Below are 15,320 nucleotides of genomic sequence, written 5' to 3' on the forward strand. Positions count from 1 at the left end.
GCGCCGGGAGACGGCGGTCGTGCCGCCGCTCCCTGGGGTTCTGGTGCGGCCCGGATCGGTCGCGGACGACCCGTTCGACGGTGTCGCCGCGCTCGTTCTGCCGCTCGCCCCGGGCGAGGACGGTGTGGAGCCCCGTGAGGGCGTGGTCGACGCGGCCGTCCGCTACGGCATCGACCTCGGCGACCTTGCGGACCGCAACGGCGCCGGCGGTGCTGCGGGCGACGTGGCGGCCGTGGACCTCCCGCGGCCGCACGGTGCCCGGACGCTGCCCTGGGACGCGCTGCCGCTGAGGCTCGTGTTCGTGGGTGTCGGCGACGGTGGCGTGACCGCCCTGCGACGTGCGGGCGCCGCGGTCGCCAGGTCCACCCGCGGCTTGGGCGAGGTCGTCGCCTCCGTGGTCCGCGGCGCGTCGGCCGCGCACCAGCAGGCGTTCGTCGAGGGCTACCTGCTCGCCTCCTATCGCCACCCGCCGGCCAAGGGGCCGAGCGCCGCGCAGCGACTCGTGCTGCTCGACGGTGACGACGAGGCGGTCGCTCGCGCGCAGGTCGTGTCGAAGGCCTCGTGGACCGCGCGGGTGCTCGCCGTCACGCCGTCCAGCACGAAGAACCCGGCGTGGGTCGCCGCTCGTGCGCAGGAGCTGGCCCGCGACGCCGGCCTCGAGTACGAGGTCCTGGACGAGAAGGACCTCGCCGCGCAGGGTTTCGGTGGCCTGCTCGCGGTCGGTAGCGGGTCGGCGACCGGCCCGAGGCTCGTCCGGGTCACGTACCGGCCGGCCCAGCCGCTGTCGCACGTGGTGGTGGTCGGCAAGGGGATCACGTTCGACACCGGCGGCCTGTCGCTCAAGCCCCGCGAGTCGATGGCGTCGATGAAGACCGACATGACCGGCTCGGCCGTCGCGCTCGCCACCGTGCTCGGTGCCGCCGAGGCCGGCGTTCGGCATGAGGTCACCGCAGTGCTCGCGCTCGCCGAGAACGCGATCGGTGCCGCGTCCTACCGGCCCGGCGACGTCGTGACGGTGCGTGGCGGACGGACGGTCGAGGTGTCCAACACCGACGCCGAGGGCCGCATGGTGCTCGCCGACGCCCTGGTGCACGCGGACCTCACGCTCGACCCCGACGTGCTGATCGACGTCGCGACGCTCACCGGTGCCGCGACGTTGGCGCTCGGCCGGACGCACGGCGCGCTGTTCACCCCGGACGACGTTCTCGCCGCCGAGCTCACCGCGGCCGGCGAAGCCTCGGGGGAGCGGTTGTGGCGGCTGCCGCTCGTCGCTGACTACCGCGGCGCGATCGACTCGGACATCGCCGACCTGCACCACGTCAACGGGCCGGGCTGGACCGGTGGAGGCGCGATCACCGCGGCCCTGTTCCTGCGCGAGTTCACCGGGGGTCGGCGCTGGGCGCACCTCGACGTCGCGGGTCCCGCTCGCGCCCCGAAGGCTGCCCACGAGGTGCCCGAGGGTGCGACGGGGTTCGGCGTGCGCGCGCTCCTGGCCTGGCTCTCGGCCGAGCACTGAGCCGGCCGGCAGCGTGACGGTGCTCGGCTCAGCGCCGCGCGGCCACCAGCACGCCGTCGCCGGTCGGCACCATCGCCGCGACCAGTCGCTCGTCGCTGCGCACGTGCTTGCCGAGCTCGCGCATCGCCGTGGTGAGCTCGTCCCGGCGGGCCGGGTCGGGGACACGGTCCTCGGCCATCGCGTGCGGCACGACCAGCAGACCCCCGGGGCGCAGCAGCCGGACCGCCTGCTCGACGTAGTCGGCGGCCTCGAGGGGGTCGCCGTCGACCACCACCATGTCGTAGGCACCGTCGGCCAGCCGGGGCAGCACCTCGAGGGCACGTCCGGTGATGGTGCGCGTGCGGGTCGGGCGCACCTGCTCGTCGGCGAAGGCCTGCTTGGCGGCGCGCTGATGCTCTGCCTCGGAGTCGATCGTGGTCAGCACACCGTCGGGTGCCATGCCGCGCAGCAGCCAGAGCCCGGAGACGCCGGCTCCGGTGCCGACCTCGGCGACCGCGGTGGCGCGGGTTGCGGCGGCGAGCACCGACAGCAGCGCACCGGTGCCGGGCGAGACCGCGCCGCAGCCCAGCTCGGCTGCGCGCTCGCTCGCGTGCAGCAGCACGTCGTCCGGGGTCCGGTAGTCCTCGCTGTGAGCCCAGCTCGCGGCCTTGTCGCTGATGGCATCCTCCTCCCGGCGCCTCGATGCTAGCCCCGCGGGAGGGCGCTTCCCGGGCGGCGCACCGGTCGGGAAGCACGAGGCCACCGGATCGGGAACACCGGGAGGCACCCGGACGTTGTGACGATCAGCAGCCCGGAGGAGGACACGTGGACGTCGCGCACGACGCCCGCTCCGGCGTGCCCGGATGGGAGCAGATCGTCGCGGAGCACTCCGCGCGCGTGTACCGGCTCGCCTACCGACTCACCGGCAACCAGCACGACGCCGAGGACCTGACCCAGGAGACCTTCGTCCGGGTGTTCCGCTCGCTGTCCGGCTACCAGCCCGGCTCGTTCGAGGGCTGGCTCCACCGGATCACGGTCAACCTCTTCCTCGACGGTGCGCGCCGACGGACCCGGATCCGGATGGAGCCGCTCGGTGAGGACGCCGACCGGCTGCCGTCGCAGTCCGCGGCCGACACCCCCGAACGCGGGTTCGAGCACGCCAACCTCGACACCGACGTGCAGCGCGCCCTCGACCGGCTCTCGCCGGAGTTCCGGGCGGCGGTCGTGCTGTGCGACATCGAGGGGCTCTCCTACGAGGAGATCGCCGTCACGCTCGGGATCAAGATGGGCACGGTCCGGTCCCGGATCCACCGTGCCCGCGCACAGCTGCGGGCCGAGCTCGCGCACCGTGCGCCCGCCGGTGCCACGCCGTCGACCGAGGCGGTGGGCCAGGAGGTCGGCGGGTGAGCCACCTCGGTCCGGAGATCAGCGGCCTGCTCGACGGCCGGCTCGCGCCCGACGAGGCCGAGCGCGTGCTCGCCCACCTCGCGGTGTGCGACGACTGCGCGGCCGAGGTCGCGGCGGCACGGGCGACCCGCGCGGCGCTCGCCGGGGCCGGTGACGTCACCCCGGACCCGCGGCTGACCGCGCGTCTGCTCGCCCTCGGTTCGGTGACACCGCCGGGCCCGCCGCGGCGCACGCCGCCGCTCGGCGCAGGGTCGCTGCCGATGCCGGGCTCCGGCCTGCCACACGGCACCGTCCGGGGCGACCTCGCGCCGCGTCGGCGCCCGCTGGTCCCGCTGCTCGCCGGGGTGGCCGGAGCGGGTCTGCTGGTCACCTGCTTCAGCCTCGGGAACGAGCCACAGGTCACCGTGGACGCCCGGCCGGCCCAGGCGCTGACCGCGCTCCAGATCGCGTCGGTGGCGACCGGCAGCCCGATCGACCTCGACGCGTGGTTCGCCGCCCACCCGTGGGCCGTCCCGGTCACGGTGCCGGCCGGGCACCAGGTCGCGGCGGTGCGCACGGACGCCGACGAGCTCGAGATCGACCTGATCGGGCCGGACGGTCTCGTCGTGGTGCGCCAGACCCGCGGGCGGCTCGGCGAGGTCGGGACGGCGATCGAGGTCGGCGGCCACGAGGTGCGCCAGCTCGCCAGCTCGCCACCGTGCGTCGCCTGGCAGGCGGGCGACGCCGTGGTCGCGGTCGTCGCCTCGGGGTCGCAGCAGGCCGTGGAGCCGGTCGTCGCCGCCTATCCTGTCGAGGCGTACGACGACGGCGCCTCGGCTCGGCTCGGGCGCGGTTGGCACGTTCTCCTGACAGCCTGGAGCAGCTCGTGACGACGACCCCGGACGGTGACCCGCAGGCCGGGCGTGACCCGCAGGCCGGGCGTGACCCGCAGGCCGGGCCGCCGACCTGGCCCACCAGCGCCTTCGGCGACCACCCCGACCCGACCCGTCCGGCGCCGGAGCAGGCTGCTGCCCCGGGCATGGGCGGGGACCAGGGCGTCGCGCAGGCCGCCGGCGGGGACCAGGGCGCGGCGCAGGCCGCGGGCCCGGGGGTGCAGTGGGTGGGCCCGACGGCGACCTACGAAGGGACGCCCCAGTCGTGGCCGGACGGCGCCGCCGAGGCGCCGCTGGACGCGACGAACTGGGCGACCGACTCATGGGGGCGGGCGCAGGTCGAGCGGCCCCGCCGCTCGCGCGCCGGCTGGCTCCTCGTCCCGATGCTCGTGCTCGCGCTGGTCGCCGGTGCGGTGGGCGGGGCGCTCGCCGAGCGCTACTGGCGCTCGCCCGACGCCGACCTCCCGCCGGCCGCCACCGCCCGCCCGGACGGTGGGGAGCTGACCGGGGTGGCCGCGATCGCCGCCCAGGTGCTGCCGAGCGTCGTGCTCATCGAGGTACGCGGGTCGACCGGCGAAGGCACCGGGTCGGGCTTCGTGCTGCGTGAGGACGGCTACCTGCTGACCAACGCCCACGTCGCGAACGCCGACGTCGGCGACGGCCGGACGACGACCGTGGTCTTCTCGGACGGCAGCCAGGTGGCGGCGGAGGTCGTCGGCTACACCACGGACTACGACCTGGCCGTGCTCAAGGTGGACCGGTCCGGCCTCGTCCCGCTCGTGCTCGGCGACTCGGACCAGGTGGTGGTCGGCGACCCCGTGGTCGCGGTGGGTGCGCCGCTCGGCCTTCAGGGGACCGTGACCACCGGGATCGTCAGCGCGCTGAACCGCCCCGTGACCGCGGGTGACACGGCGGCCACAGCGTTCATCAACGCGATCCAGACCGACGCGGCGATCAACCCCGGCAACTCGGGCGGACCGCTGGTCAACGCCGCCGGTGAGGTGATCGGGATCAACTCCGCGATCGCCCAGCCGCCGGGCGGTGCGCTCACCGGGACCGCGGGCAGCATCGGCCTGGGCTTCTCGATCCCGTCGAACCAGGCGCGGTACACCGCCGAGCAGCTCATCGAGACCGGCAGCGCGACGTACCCGATCATCGGCGTGCTGGTCGACTCCCGGTACACCGGCGAGGGCGTGATGGTGGCCGAGGAGGCGGTGGACGGGCAGGAGCCGGTGGTGCCGGACGGCCCCGCCGACCGTGCGGGCATCCAGCCCGGCGACATCATCCTGGCGATCGACGGGCGACCGGTGACCCAGCCGGACGAGCTCATCGTCGCGATCCGCGCCAAGCAGCCGGGGGACACGGTGACGTTGCGGGTGCGCACCGGTGACCAGGAGCGCGACGTGCGCGTCGTGCTCTCGGAGACGGCGAGCAGCTAGCCTGACGCGATGGGTATCGGCGGGCCGGAGCTCCTGGTGCTCCTCGTCGTCGCTCTGGTCCTGGTCGGCCCGGAGCGGCTGCCGCACTACGCCGAGCGGCTCGGCCGCTGGGCCCGTGATGCCCGCGCCTTCGTCCGCACCGCCCGGCAGCGGGTGACCGACGAGACCGGCATGGACTGGGAGGAGCTGGACCCGAGGCGGTACGACCCGCGTCGGATCGTGCGCGAGGCCCTCCTCGACGAGGACGACCCGCAGCCGGCCAAGCCCGCCTCGCCCGGGCCGAGGGCCGTCGCCGGGGGGCCGGCACCGTTCGACGACGAGGCGACCTGACCCGTCCGGACCGGCCGGGCGCCGAGTTCGGACCCGGCGCGACGACCTGCCAGAATGCACACCATGCCTGATGCGCCTCGACCCCGGATCTTCTCCGGGATGCAGCCGACCGCCGACTCCCTCCACCTGGGCAACTACCTCGGAGCGTTGTTGCAGTGGGTCGCGCTGCAGGACTCCCACGAGGCGATCTACGCGGTCGTCGACCTGCACGCCCTCACGGTCAACCCGGACCCGTCGGTGCTGCGCGAGCGCAGCCGGCGCACCGCGGCGCAGTACCTGGCTGCGGGGATCGACCCCGAGCGCTCGATCCTGTTCCTGCAGTCCCACGTCGCCGAGCACGCCGAGCTCGCCTGGATCCTGTCCTGCCAGACCGGTTTCGGCGAGGCGTCCCGGATGACCCAGTTCAAGGACAAGGCCGCCCGTCAGGGCACCGAGGGCGCGAACGTCGGGCTCTTCACCTACCCGATCCTGATGGCCGCCGACATCCTGCTGTACGACGCCGCGCTCGTCCCGGTCGGCGAGGACCAGCGCCAGCACCTGGAGATCACCCGCGACCTCGCGCAGCGGTTCAACGTGCGGTTCGGCGAGACCTTCGTGGTGCCCGAGCCGTACATCGTCAAGGCCACCGCCAAGATCTACGACCTGCAGGACCCGACCGCCAAGATGGGCAAGTCGACCTCGACCGCGACCGGGCTGGTGGACCTGCTCGCCGAGCCCTCGGTGGTCGCCAAGCGGATCCGGTCGGCGGTGACCGACGCGGAGCGGGAGATCCGGTTCGACCCGGAGGCCAAGGCCGGTGTCTCGAACCTGCTGACCATCCACTCAGCGCTGTCGGGCCGGTCGGTCGACGACCTCGTGGCGTCGTTCGAGGGTCGCGGCTACGGGGACCTCAAGAAGGAGCTGGCCGAGGTGGTGCTGGGCGTCATCACGCCCTTCCAGGAGACGGTCCGCGGCTACCTGGACGACCCTGCGGAGCTCGACCGGGTGCTCGCCGGCGGCGCCGCCCGGGCGCGGGAGATCGCTGCGCCGCGTCTGGCGACCGTCTACGAGCGGATCGGCCTGCTTCCCAGGGTGGTCTGAGTGCGTCTGCCCGAGCGCGCCGACGACCAGGTCCGCCTGGGCGTCGCGATCGCGCTCCCCGAGCCCCTGCGCAGTGACCTGCAGCGCGCGCGGGCCGGCTTCGGTGACCCGCTGGCCTGGAGCATCGTGCCGCACGTCACCCTGATCGGGCCGACCGTGGTGGACGTCGACGCGCTCCCGGAGGTGGACGCACACCTCGCCCGGATCGCCGCGTCACACGCCCCGTTCGCGCTGCACCTGCGTGGCACGGGCAGCTTCCGGCCGGTCTCCGACGTGGTCTTCGTGCAGGTGGTCGAGGGGATCGCGGCGTGCGAGGACCTCGAGCGGGATCTGCGCACCGGGCCGCTCGCGCAGCCGCTGCGGTTCCACTACCACCCGCACGTGACCGTCGCGCACGACGTGCCGGCCGATGCCCTCGACCGCGCGTTCGACGAGCTCGCGGGCTTCGATGCCAGGTTCGACGCCGCCGAGGTCCAGGTCTTCGACGGTGATGACACCGGGGTGTGGCGGATCGTCGACGCGTTGCCGCTCGGCGGCTGACCGGCCCCGCATGCCTCGCCCGCCGAGGCGACCTAGGGTCGACGGATGCGACCTGACCCGACGCCGCTGCTGGAGCGAGCCAAGGCCCTGCTCGACCGGGTGAAGCGCACCCGCGCGCTCCGCGCCAACGCGCGGTTCGGGCGCGCCGGTGGGGGGGGTGCTGACCGGGGGCATCGCCTACTCGGCGCTGTTCAGCGTGTTCGCCGGGCTGACGCTCGGCTGGAGCCTGTTCATGGCGGTGCTCGGTGGCGACGCACAGCTCCGGCAGCAGGTGCTCGACGCCATCGACGCCTCGTTGCCCGGCCTGGTCGACACCGGCAGCGGCGGTGTGATCCAGCCCGACGACCTCCGGCTCAGCCCAGCGCTCACCGTGGCCGGGGTCGTGGCCCTGGTGGTCCTCCTGGTCAGCGCGATGACCGCGATGGCGGCGTTGCGCACCGGGGTGCGTGCGATGTTCGGGGAGCAGCCGACGGCCGGCAACGCCCTGCTCGCTCAGGCCCGGGCCCTGGCGGGGTTCCTCGGCATGGCCCTGGCGATCCTGCTCTCTGCGGTGCTCTCGATCGCGACGACCTCGGCCGCCGACTGGATGCTCGGGGTGATCGGCGCAGGAGCGGGCGCCGACGTCGCCGTCCGGGTGATCGGGCTCGCGGTGGCCTTCGTCGTCGACGCGGCGGTCTTCGTGATGGTGCTCGTGGTGCTCGCCGACCAGCGCCCGCCACGCAGGGAGCTGCTCGCGGGCGCAGCGATCGCAGCGTTCGGCATCGGGGTCGTGCGCTACCTCGGCACCGCCGTGGTGGCGGGCTCGGTGACCAGCAACCGGCTGCTCGCACCGTTCGCGGTGATCGTCACGCTGCTGATCTGGATCAACCTGATCTCGCGCATCGTGCTGCTGGCCTCGGCCTGGGTGGCCGACCCGCCGCTCGAGGACGACGACGTCAGCGCCGAGGGGGAGGACGTCAGAACGCGCGCGTGATCATCGCCTTCTTGACCTCGGCGATGGCCTTGGTCACCTCGATGCCGCGCGGGCACGCGTCGGTGCAGTTGAAGGTCGTGCGGCAGCGCCACACGCCTTCCTTGTCGTTGAGGATCTCGAGGCGCTGTGCGGCCCCCTCGTCCCGGCTGTCGAAGATGAACCGGTGCGCGTTGACGATCGCTGCCGGCCCGAAGTACTGCCCGTCGGTCCAGAACACCGGGCACGAGGTCGTGCAGGCGGCGCACAGGATGCACTTGGTGGTGTCGTCGAACCGCGCTCGCTCCTCGGCGGACTGCAGGCGCTCCTTGGTGGGCGCGTTCTTCCCGGCGATGAGGAACGGCATCACCTCGCGGTAGGAGGCGAAGAACGGCTCCATGTCCACGACCAGGTCCTTGACCACCGGAAGGCCCTTGATCGGCTCGATCGTGATGGGCTTGCTGGGGTCGAGGTCCTTGAGGAGGGTCTTGCAGGCCAGCCGGTTGCGGCCGTTGATCCGCATCGCGTCCGAGCCGCAGATGCCGTGCGCGCAGGAGCGGCGGAAGGTGAGCGACCCGTCGAGGTCCCACTTCACCTTGTGCATCGCGTCGAGCACGCGGTCGGTGCCGTGCGCGCTGACCGTGAACTCCTCCCAGAACGCCTCCGGGGTGGCGGCGTCCGGGTCGTAGCGTCGGATCCGCAGCGTGACGTCGAAGCTCGGCACCTCGCCGACGGCGGCTGGGGACGTGGTCGTCGCGGTCATCAGTACTTGCGCTCCATCGGCTGGTAGCGGGTGACCGTCACCGGCTTCTTGTCGAGCCGGATCGCGGTGTCACCGTCCTTGGTCGCGACGGCGTAGGCCATCGTGTGGTGCATGAAGCCCTCGTCGTCCCGGGTGGGGAAGTCCTCGCGGAAGTGCCCGCCGCGGGACTCCTCGCGGGCCAGCGCGCCGACCACCACGACCCGTGCGAGGTCGAGCAGGAAGCCGAGCTCGACGGCCTCGAGGAGGTCGGTGTTGAACGAGCGGCCCTTGTCCTGGACGCTGATCGACTGGTAGCGCGCCCGCAGGTCGTCGATCACGTCGAGCGCTCGCTGCAGCGACTCCGCCGTGCGGAACACCTGGGCGTTCGCGTCCATGGTCTCCTGCAGGGCCTTGCGGAGGTCGCCGACCTTCTCGCCCGCGGGCGCGGTCCGGATGCGCTCGAGCTCGTCGACGACGTACGCCGCCGCGTCCTGCGGCATCTCGACCCAGTCCGCGCCGGTCGCGTACTCGGCCGCGGCGATGCCGGCCCGCCGACCGAAGACGTTGATGTCGAGCAGCGAGTTGGTGCCGAGCCGGTTCGAGCCGTGCACCGACACGCACGCCACCTCGCCGGCGGCGAACAGGCCCTGCACCACGTCCGTGTTGGACCGGAGCACCTCGGTGGAGATGGTGGTCGGCACGCCGCCCATCGCGTAGTGCGCGGTCGGGTACACCGGCACCGGCTCGGTGAACGGCTCGATGCCGAGGTACGTGCGGGCGAACTCGGTGATGTCGGGCAGCTTCGCCTCGATGTGCTCGGGCTCGAGGTGCGTGAGGTCGAGCAGCACGTAGTCCTTGTGCGGTCCGGCGCCGCGGCCCTCCCGCACCTCGTTGGCCATCGAGCGGGCCACGATGTCGCGTGGTGCGAGGTCCTTGATGGTCGGCGCGTAGCGCTCCATGAAGCGCTCGCCCTCGCCGTTGCGCAGGATGCCGCCCTCGCCGCGCGCCGCCTCGGAGAGCAGGATGCCGAGGCCCGCGAGGCCGGTCGGGTGGAACTGGAAGAACTCCATGTCCTCCAGGGGGATGCCACGTCGCAGCGCGAGGGCCATCCCGTCGCCGGTCAGCGTGTGGGCGTTGGAGGTGGTCTTGAAGATCTTGCCCGAGCCACCCGTCGCGAGCACGACCGACTTGGCGTGGAACACGTGGATCTCGCCGGTCGCGAGGTCGTAGGCGACGACGCCGGAGCACCGCACGGGCGCGCCCTTGCGCGGCTTCTTGGCCGCCGTGAGGTCGGTGTCCAGGAGCAGGTCGAGCACGTAGTACTCGTTGAAGAACTGCACGTCGTTCTTCACGCACTGCTGGTAGAGGGTCTGCAGGATCATGTGACCGGTGCGGTCCGCGGCGTAGCAGGCGCGGCGCACCGCGGCCTCGCCGTGGTTGCGGGTGTGGCCGCCGAACCGGCGCTGGTCGATCTTGCCCTCGGGCGTCCGGTTGAACGGCAGGCCCATCTTCTCGAGGTCCAGGACGGCGTCGATGGCTTCCTTGGCCATGATCTCCGCGGCGTCCTGGTCGACCAGGTAGTCACCGCCCTTGACGGTGTCGAAGGTGTGCCACTCCCAGTTGTCCTCCTCGACGTTGGCCAGCGCGGCGCACATGCCGCCCTGGGCCGCGCCGGTGTGGGAGCGGGTGGGGTACAGCTTCGAGATGACCGCTGTGCGGGTCCGCTGGGAGGACTCGAGGGCCGCGCGCATCCCGGCGCCCCCGGCGCCGACGATCACGACGTCGTACTGATGGATCTGCATGTCCTCGGTTCTCTCTCAGCCGGCGGTGCAGAAGCTGGCCAGCACGTCGGCAGGCGCGCCCGGCGGGCAGGGGTCGAAGGTGAAGATCACCAGGGTGCCGAGCACCACGATGACCGTGAACGCCAGGTAGAGCAGTCCGGTGAGGGTCAGCCGGGTACCGGTCCTGGTGGCGTAGTCGTTGATGATCGTGCGCATCCCGTTGGTGCCGTGGATCATCGCGAGCCAGAGGATCAGCAGGTCCCAGACCTGCCAGACCGGGTCGGCCCACTTGCCGGCGACGAAGCCGAAGTCGATCGCCTTGACGCCGTCACCGACCACCAGGTTCATGAACAGGTGCGTGAACACCAGCACGATCAGCAGCGCGCCGGACACCCGCATGAAGACCCAGCCGTAGAGCTCGAGGTTGCCCCGCGTGGTGCCGCGGCCCGAGCGGCGCGGGCTGCGCGGTGCGGCCAGGGTCGGGCTCGTCGTCGCCATCACTCACCTCCGAAGATGTGGCCGAGCTGGACGGGCAGGAACCCGGCCATGAGGATGACGAACACCACGATCACGCCCCACAACAGCTGGCGCTGGTAGCGGGTGCCCTTGGACCAGAAGTCCACGAGCATCACCCGCACACCGTTGAGCGCGTGGAAGACGATGGCCGCGACCAGGCCCGCCTCGCCGAGGCCCATGATCGGGTTCTTGTAGGTCCCGATCACGGCGTTGTACGCCTCCGGATCGACCCGGACCAGCGAGGTGTCGAGGACATGGACGAGCAGGAAGAAGAAGATGAGGAACCCGGTCACGCGGTGCGCGACCCAGGTCCACATCCCCTCGCGACCGCGGTAGAGCGTGCCGGCCGGCGCCTCGGGCACGGGGACCTCCAGTGGACGACTGCCCCTGCGTTGGGGTCGCACGGCTGGCATGCCGCGCACCGCCACTCTAGTGGCCCGTCCGGAAGGGCGCCGCCTCGGCACGAGCAGCGCCGGGTGGCGTTCTCGAACCCTCCGCGGTCTGTCAGGATCGTCCCGTGACCCAGCCTCGACCCATCCCCGGATTCCGTGCCGTGGTGCCCGCCGGCGGTGCCGGCACCCGCCTGTGGCCCCTCTCCCGCGCGTCGTCGCCGAAGTTCCTGCACGACCTCGGCGGCTCCGGCCGCAGCCTGCTCCAGGCGACGGTCGACCGCCTCGAGCCGCTCGCCGGCCCGGACGGCGTGGTCGTGGTCACCGGCGCGGCCCACGAGGCCGCAGTGCGTGCCCAGCTGCCGCAGCTGGGCGCCGGCGCGGTGCTCGCCGAGCCGTCGCCGCGCGACTCGATGGCGGCGATCGGCCTCGCGGCCGCGGTCCTCGCCCGGCGCGAGGGCGACGTGGTGATCGGCTCGTTCGCGGCGGACCACGTGATCAGCGGCGACGGCTTCGCGCGCGCCGTCGAGACCGGCGTCGCGGCGGCCCGCGAAGGGTTCGTCACGACCATCGGCATCGCGCCGACCGAGCCGTCGACCGCGTTCGGCTACATCGAGACCGGCGACCCGCTGCCCGCGGTGGACGGTGCCCACGGGGTCCGCGCGTTCACCGAGAAGCCGGACGCCGAGACCGCTGCCCAGTGGCTCGCGACGGGTCGGTACCGGTGGAACGCCGGCATGTTCCTGGTCCGGGCGGAGGTCCTGCTCGACCACCTCGCCCAGCTGCTGCCGGCGCTGCACGACGGCCTGCGGGAGATCGCGGGCGCGTGGGACACCGACCGCCGCGGCGAGGTCCTCGGCACCGTCTGGCCGGGGCTGCAGCGGATCGCGATCGACCACGCGATCGCCGAGCCGGTCGCGGCGCGCGGCGGCGTGGCCGTGGTGCCCGGCGAGTTCTCCTGGGACGACGTCGGCGACGCCGCGGCGGTGCGCGACCTGCTGCCCGGCGACCCGCACGTGCTCGGCGCGGCCGAGGACGTGCTGGCGATCGACGCCCCCGGTGCGCTGGTCGCACCGCGCTCGGGGCGGCTCGTGGCGGTCCTCGGCGTGCCCGACGTGGTGGTGCTCGACACCCCGGACGCGGTGCTGGTCACCACGCGCGCGCACGCCCAGCAGGTGAAGCAGGTCGTCGACGCGGTGCGCGAGCGCGGGCGGGACGACCTGCTCTGAGCGCGCCCTAGGATCGTTTCGTGCCCGAGCCCACGCGTGTTCCCGCCGACCGGATCGTCGAGCGGCTCGCGGCGCTGGACGACGAGCTCGTGGCGTTCCGGCGCGACCTGCACGCACACCCGGAGATCGGGCACTCCGAACGACGCAGCACCGCGCTGGTCGCCGATCGTCTGCGGGCCGCGGGCCTCGAGCCGTCGCTGCTCCCCGGCACCGGGCTGACCTGCGACCTCGGCCCCGCCGACGGACCGCTCGTGATGCTGCGCGCCGATCTCGACGCGCTGCCGCTGCCGGACACCTGCGCCCACCCGTGGCGCTCGCAGGTCGCCGGGGTGTGCCACGCGTGCGGGCACGACGTGCACACCACTGTCGTGCTGGGTGCCGGGCTCGTGCTCGCGGAGCTCGCCGAGGAGGGGTTGCTCCCGCTCGGGGTGCGCCTGCTGTTCCAGGCGGCCGAGGAGGTCCAGCCGGGCGGCGCGATCGACGCGATCGCGGCCGGTGCGATGGACCGGGTCGCCCAGGTCTACGGCGTGCACTGCGACCCGAAGCTCGACGTCGGCCGGATCGGTTCGCGGATCGGCCCGATCACCTCGGCGAGCGACCCGGTGACCGTGACGATCACGTCCGCGGGCGGCCACACCTCGCGGCCGCACCTGACCGGTGACGTGGTCTTCGCGCTCGGCCAGGTCATCACGCAGGTGCCGGCCGTGCTCGGCCGGCGCCTCGACCCGAGGTCCGGGGTGAACCTCACCTGGGGCCTGGTGCACGCGGGGACCGTGCACAACGCGATCCCGGCGGCCGGGCAGGTCAAGGGCAGCCTGCGCTGCCTCGACTCGGGTGCGTGGGAGCAGGCCGCCGCGGTGCTCCGGGAGGCCGTCGAGCACGTCACGGCCCCGTACGGGGTCAAGGTGGAGGTGCACCACGAGCGTGGCGTGCCGCCGGTGGTCAACGACGAGCACGCGACCCGCCTGATGGACGCGGCGGTGCGCGACGTGCTGGGGGAGGACGCCGTGGTGCTCACCGAGCAGTCGCTGGGCGGCGAGGACTTCGGCTGGCTGCTCACCGAGGTGCCCGGGGCGATGGCCCGGCTGGGCACGCGCGTCCCGGGCGGGCACACCTACGACCTGCACCAGGGTGACCTGGACCCCGACGAGCGTGCGATCGGTGCGGGCGCCGCCGTCCTCGTCCGGCTCGCGCTGCTGGCCGGGAGCGAGCTCCGGGCCGGCTCCTGACCCGAACGGCCCAGCGCCGCACGCGTCCGCCCTGCCGCTAGATTCCGGTTGCGTAACGACGCCGGGCTGGTACGCGCTAGTAACCCAGCCGCTACCGCGGGGCCGTTACTGTTCGCTCTACAGCAGCCGACCGGTCGGATGCTGACCCGTGGCACGAGCGCGGTGAGGTGACCGGCACCGGCACAGTGCACAACCACTCAGGAGAACACGTGAAGACTGTGATGCGAGGTGTGGCGCTGGCCGCCGCGACCGCTCTGGCCCTGGCGGCGTGTGCCGCTGCACCCGAGGAGTCCGACACCAGCTCGGCAGGCGACACCGCCACCGACTCCACCACCGCTGAGTCGATCGACTACACCGCCTGCATCGTCTCCGACGCCGGTGGCTTCGACGACAAGTCCTTCAACCAGCTGTCGTACGAGGGTGCCAAGAAGGCGGCTGAGGAGCTCGGTGCCCAGTTCCGCGAGGCGCAGTCCGACTCCGAGACCGACTTCCAGCCCAACCTCGAGGCCATGGTCTCCGAGGGCTGCAACACCATCGTGGCGGTCGGCTTCGCGCTGTCGGCCGCAACCGTCGAGTCGGCCCTGGCCAACCCGGAGATCGGCTACGTGCTGGTCGACGACGCCGCGGACAACGACTTCAACGGTGAGAAGGACGCCGAGAACATCAAGCCGCTGCTGTACGACACGGCGCAGGCCGCGTTCCTGGCCGGCTACCTCTCGGCCGGCTACTCGCAGACCGGCAAGGTCGGCACCTTCGGCGGTCAGCCCTACCCGACCGTGACGATCTTCATGGACGGCTTCAAGCAGGGCGTCGACTACTACAACTCGGTCAAGGGCACGAGCGTCGAGGTCGTCGGCTGGGACGGCAAGGACGGTTCGTTCACCGGTGGCTTCGAGGCCAACGACGAGGCCAAGTCGATCGCCGCGGGCATCATCGACCAGGGCGTCGACGTGCTGCTCCCCGTGGGCGGCCCGATCTACCAGTCCGCACGTGACGCGATCGCCGACTCCGGCAAGGACATCGCGATGCTCGGTGTGGACGCCGACGTGTACAACACCGACCCGTCGGTCGCCTCCCTGCTGCTCACCTCGATCATGAAGAACATGGACGTCTCGACCTACGAGGCGATCATGGCTGCGGGCGAGGGCAACTTCGACCCGACCGCCTACGTCGGCACGCTCGCGAACGACGGCGTCGGCATCGCCCCGCTGCACGACTTCGAGTCGAAGGTGGACCCGGCCCTGATGACCGAGGTCGACCAGCTGAAGCAGGACATCATCGACGGCAACGTGACGGTCACCTCGTACCTCAGCGGCAGCTGA

General features: G+C 72.8%; 16 protein-coding genes. 11 read left to right on the forward strand and 5 right to left on the reverse strand.

What is annotated here, in order from left to right:
* The first annotated feature begins 43 nt into the window (after positions 1–43).
* Positions 44–1,516, forward strand: a complete 1,473-nt coding sequence (locus tag OEB99_RS04070) for a leucyl aminopeptidase family protein (RefSeq protein WP_263508500.1) — start codon at positions 44–46, stop codon at positions 1,514–1,516.
* A 28-nt stretch (positions 1,517–1,544) separates the two neighbouring features.
* On the opposite strand, the gene OEB99_RS04075 is transcribed toward OEB99_RS04070, so the two are convergent.
* Entirely contained in the window at positions 1,545–2,174 is a 630-nt protein-coding gene (locus OEB99_RS04075; protein WP_263508879.1) for an O-methyltransferase, read from the reverse strand.
* Positions 2,175–2,197: 23 nt separating this feature from the next.
* On the opposite strand from OEB99_RS04075, the gene sigE reads away from it, so the two are divergent.
* The 7 genes from sigE to OEB99_RS04110 all read left to right on the forward strand — a co-directional run bounded on the left by sigE (position 2,198) and on the right by OEB99_RS04110 (position 8,136).
* The gene (sigE, locus tag OEB99_RS04080) at positions 2,198–2,902 is read left to right on the forward strand and encodes an RNA polymerase sigma factor SigE (RefSeq protein WP_263508501.1); all 705 of its coding nucleotides are present in this window, start codon (positions 2,198–2,200) and stop codon (positions 2,900–2,902) included.
* Positions 2,899–3,771, forward strand: a complete 873-nt coding sequence (locus OEB99_RS04085) for a zf-HC2 domain-containing protein (RefSeq protein ID WP_263508502.1) — start codon at positions 2,899–2,901, stop codon at positions 3,769–3,771. Before sigE ends, OEB99_RS04085 begins: the two co-directional genes overlap by 4 nt.
* On the forward strand, positions 3,768–5,213 hold the full coding sequence (locus tag OEB99_RS04090) for a S1C family serine protease (RefSeq protein ID WP_263508503.1): 1,446 nt from the start codon (positions 3,768–3,770) through the stop codon (positions 5,211–5,213). The genes OEB99_RS04085 and OEB99_RS04090 overlap by 4 nt, the downstream gene beginning before the upstream one ends.
* A gap of 9 nt (positions 5,214–5,222) precedes the next feature.
* On the forward strand, positions 5,223–5,543 hold the full coding sequence (locus tag OEB99_RS04095; RefSeq protein WP_263508504.1) for a twin-arginine translocase TatA/TatE family subunit: 321 nt from the start codon (positions 5,223–5,225) through the stop codon (positions 5,541–5,543).
* A gap of 63 nt (positions 5,544–5,606) precedes the next feature.
* Positions 5,607–6,623, forward strand: coding sequence for a tryptophan--tRNA ligase (gene trpS / locus OEB99_RS04100; RefSeq protein WP_263508505.1), 1,017 nt, complete (start codon positions 5,607–5,609; stop codon positions 6,621–6,623).
* Positions 6,624–7,163 (forward strand): 2'-5' RNA ligase family protein, encoded by a 540-nt coding sequence (locus OEB99_RS04105; protein ID WP_263508506.1) that lies wholly within the window; start codon positions 6,624–6,626, stop codon positions 7,161–7,163.
* Between the two features lie 157 nt (positions 7,164–7,320).
* Positions 7,321–8,136 carry a YhjD/YihY/BrkB family envelope integrity protein gene (locus OEB99_RS04110; RefSeq protein ID WP_263508507.1) on the forward strand — a complete coding sequence of 272 codons (816 nt, stop codon included), beginning with the start codon at positions 7,321–7,323 and terminating at the stop codon, positions 8,134–8,136.
* Here OEB99_RS04110 and OEB99_RS04115 read toward each other — a convergent pair.
* The 4 genes from OEB99_RS04115 to sdhC are packed head-to-tail and all read right to left on the reverse strand — an operon-like array spanning position 8,120 to position 11,513.
* Positions 8,120–8,875, reverse strand: a complete 756-nt coding sequence (locus OEB99_RS04115; protein ID WP_263508508.1) for a succinate dehydrogenase iron-sulfur subunit — start codon at positions 8,873–8,875, stop codon at positions 8,120–8,122. The genes OEB99_RS04110 and OEB99_RS04115 overlap by 17 nt on opposite strands.
* Positions 8,875–10,656, reverse strand: a complete 1,782-nt coding sequence (gene sdhA, locus OEB99_RS04120; RefSeq protein WP_263508509.1) for a succinate dehydrogenase flavoprotein subunit — start codon at positions 10,654–10,656, stop codon at positions 8,875–8,877. The genes OEB99_RS04115 and sdhA overlap by 1 nt, the downstream gene beginning before the upstream one ends.
* Positions 10,657–10,671: 15 nt before the next feature.
* Complete coding sequence (locus tag OEB99_RS04125; RefSeq protein WP_263508510.1) at positions 10,672–11,133, reverse strand: succinate dehydrogenase hydrophobic membrane anchor subunit; 462 nt, start codon at positions 11,131–11,133, stop codon at positions 10,672–10,674.
* A complete protein-coding gene (gene sdhC, locus OEB99_RS04130; protein ID WP_263508511.1) occupies positions 11,133–11,513 on the reverse strand; it encodes a succinate dehydrogenase, cytochrome b556 subunit in 381 nt (126 codons plus the stop codon). Before sdhC ends, OEB99_RS04125 begins: the two co-directional genes overlap by 1 nt.
* A gap of 155 nt (positions 11,514–11,668) precedes the next feature.
* On the opposite strand from sdhC, the gene OEB99_RS04135 reads away from it, so the two are divergent.
* From OEB99_RS04135 to OEB99_RS04145, 3 genes are all read left to right on the forward strand, one after another.
* Positions 11,669–12,769 carry a mannose-1-phosphate guanylyltransferase gene (locus tag OEB99_RS04135; RefSeq protein ID WP_263508512.1) on the forward strand — a complete coding sequence of 367 codons (1,101 nt, stop codon included), beginning with the start codon at positions 11,669–11,671 and terminating at the stop codon, positions 12,767–12,769.
* A gap of 20 nt (positions 12,770–12,789) precedes the next feature.
* Positions 12,790–13,998, forward strand: coding sequence for an amidohydrolase (locus OEB99_RS04140; protein WP_263508513.1), 1,209 nt, complete (start codon positions 12,790–12,792; stop codon positions 13,996–13,998).
* 209 nt (positions 13,999–14,207) lie between these two features.
* Entirely contained in the window at positions 14,208–15,320 is a 1,113-nt protein-coding gene (locus OEB99_RS04145; protein ID WP_263508514.1) for a BMP family lipoprotein, read from the forward strand.

Source organism: Actinotalea endophytica (assembly GCF_025717005.1).
Classification (GTDB): Bacteria; Actinomycetota; Actinomycetes; order Actinomycetales; family Cellulomonadaceae; genus Actinotalea.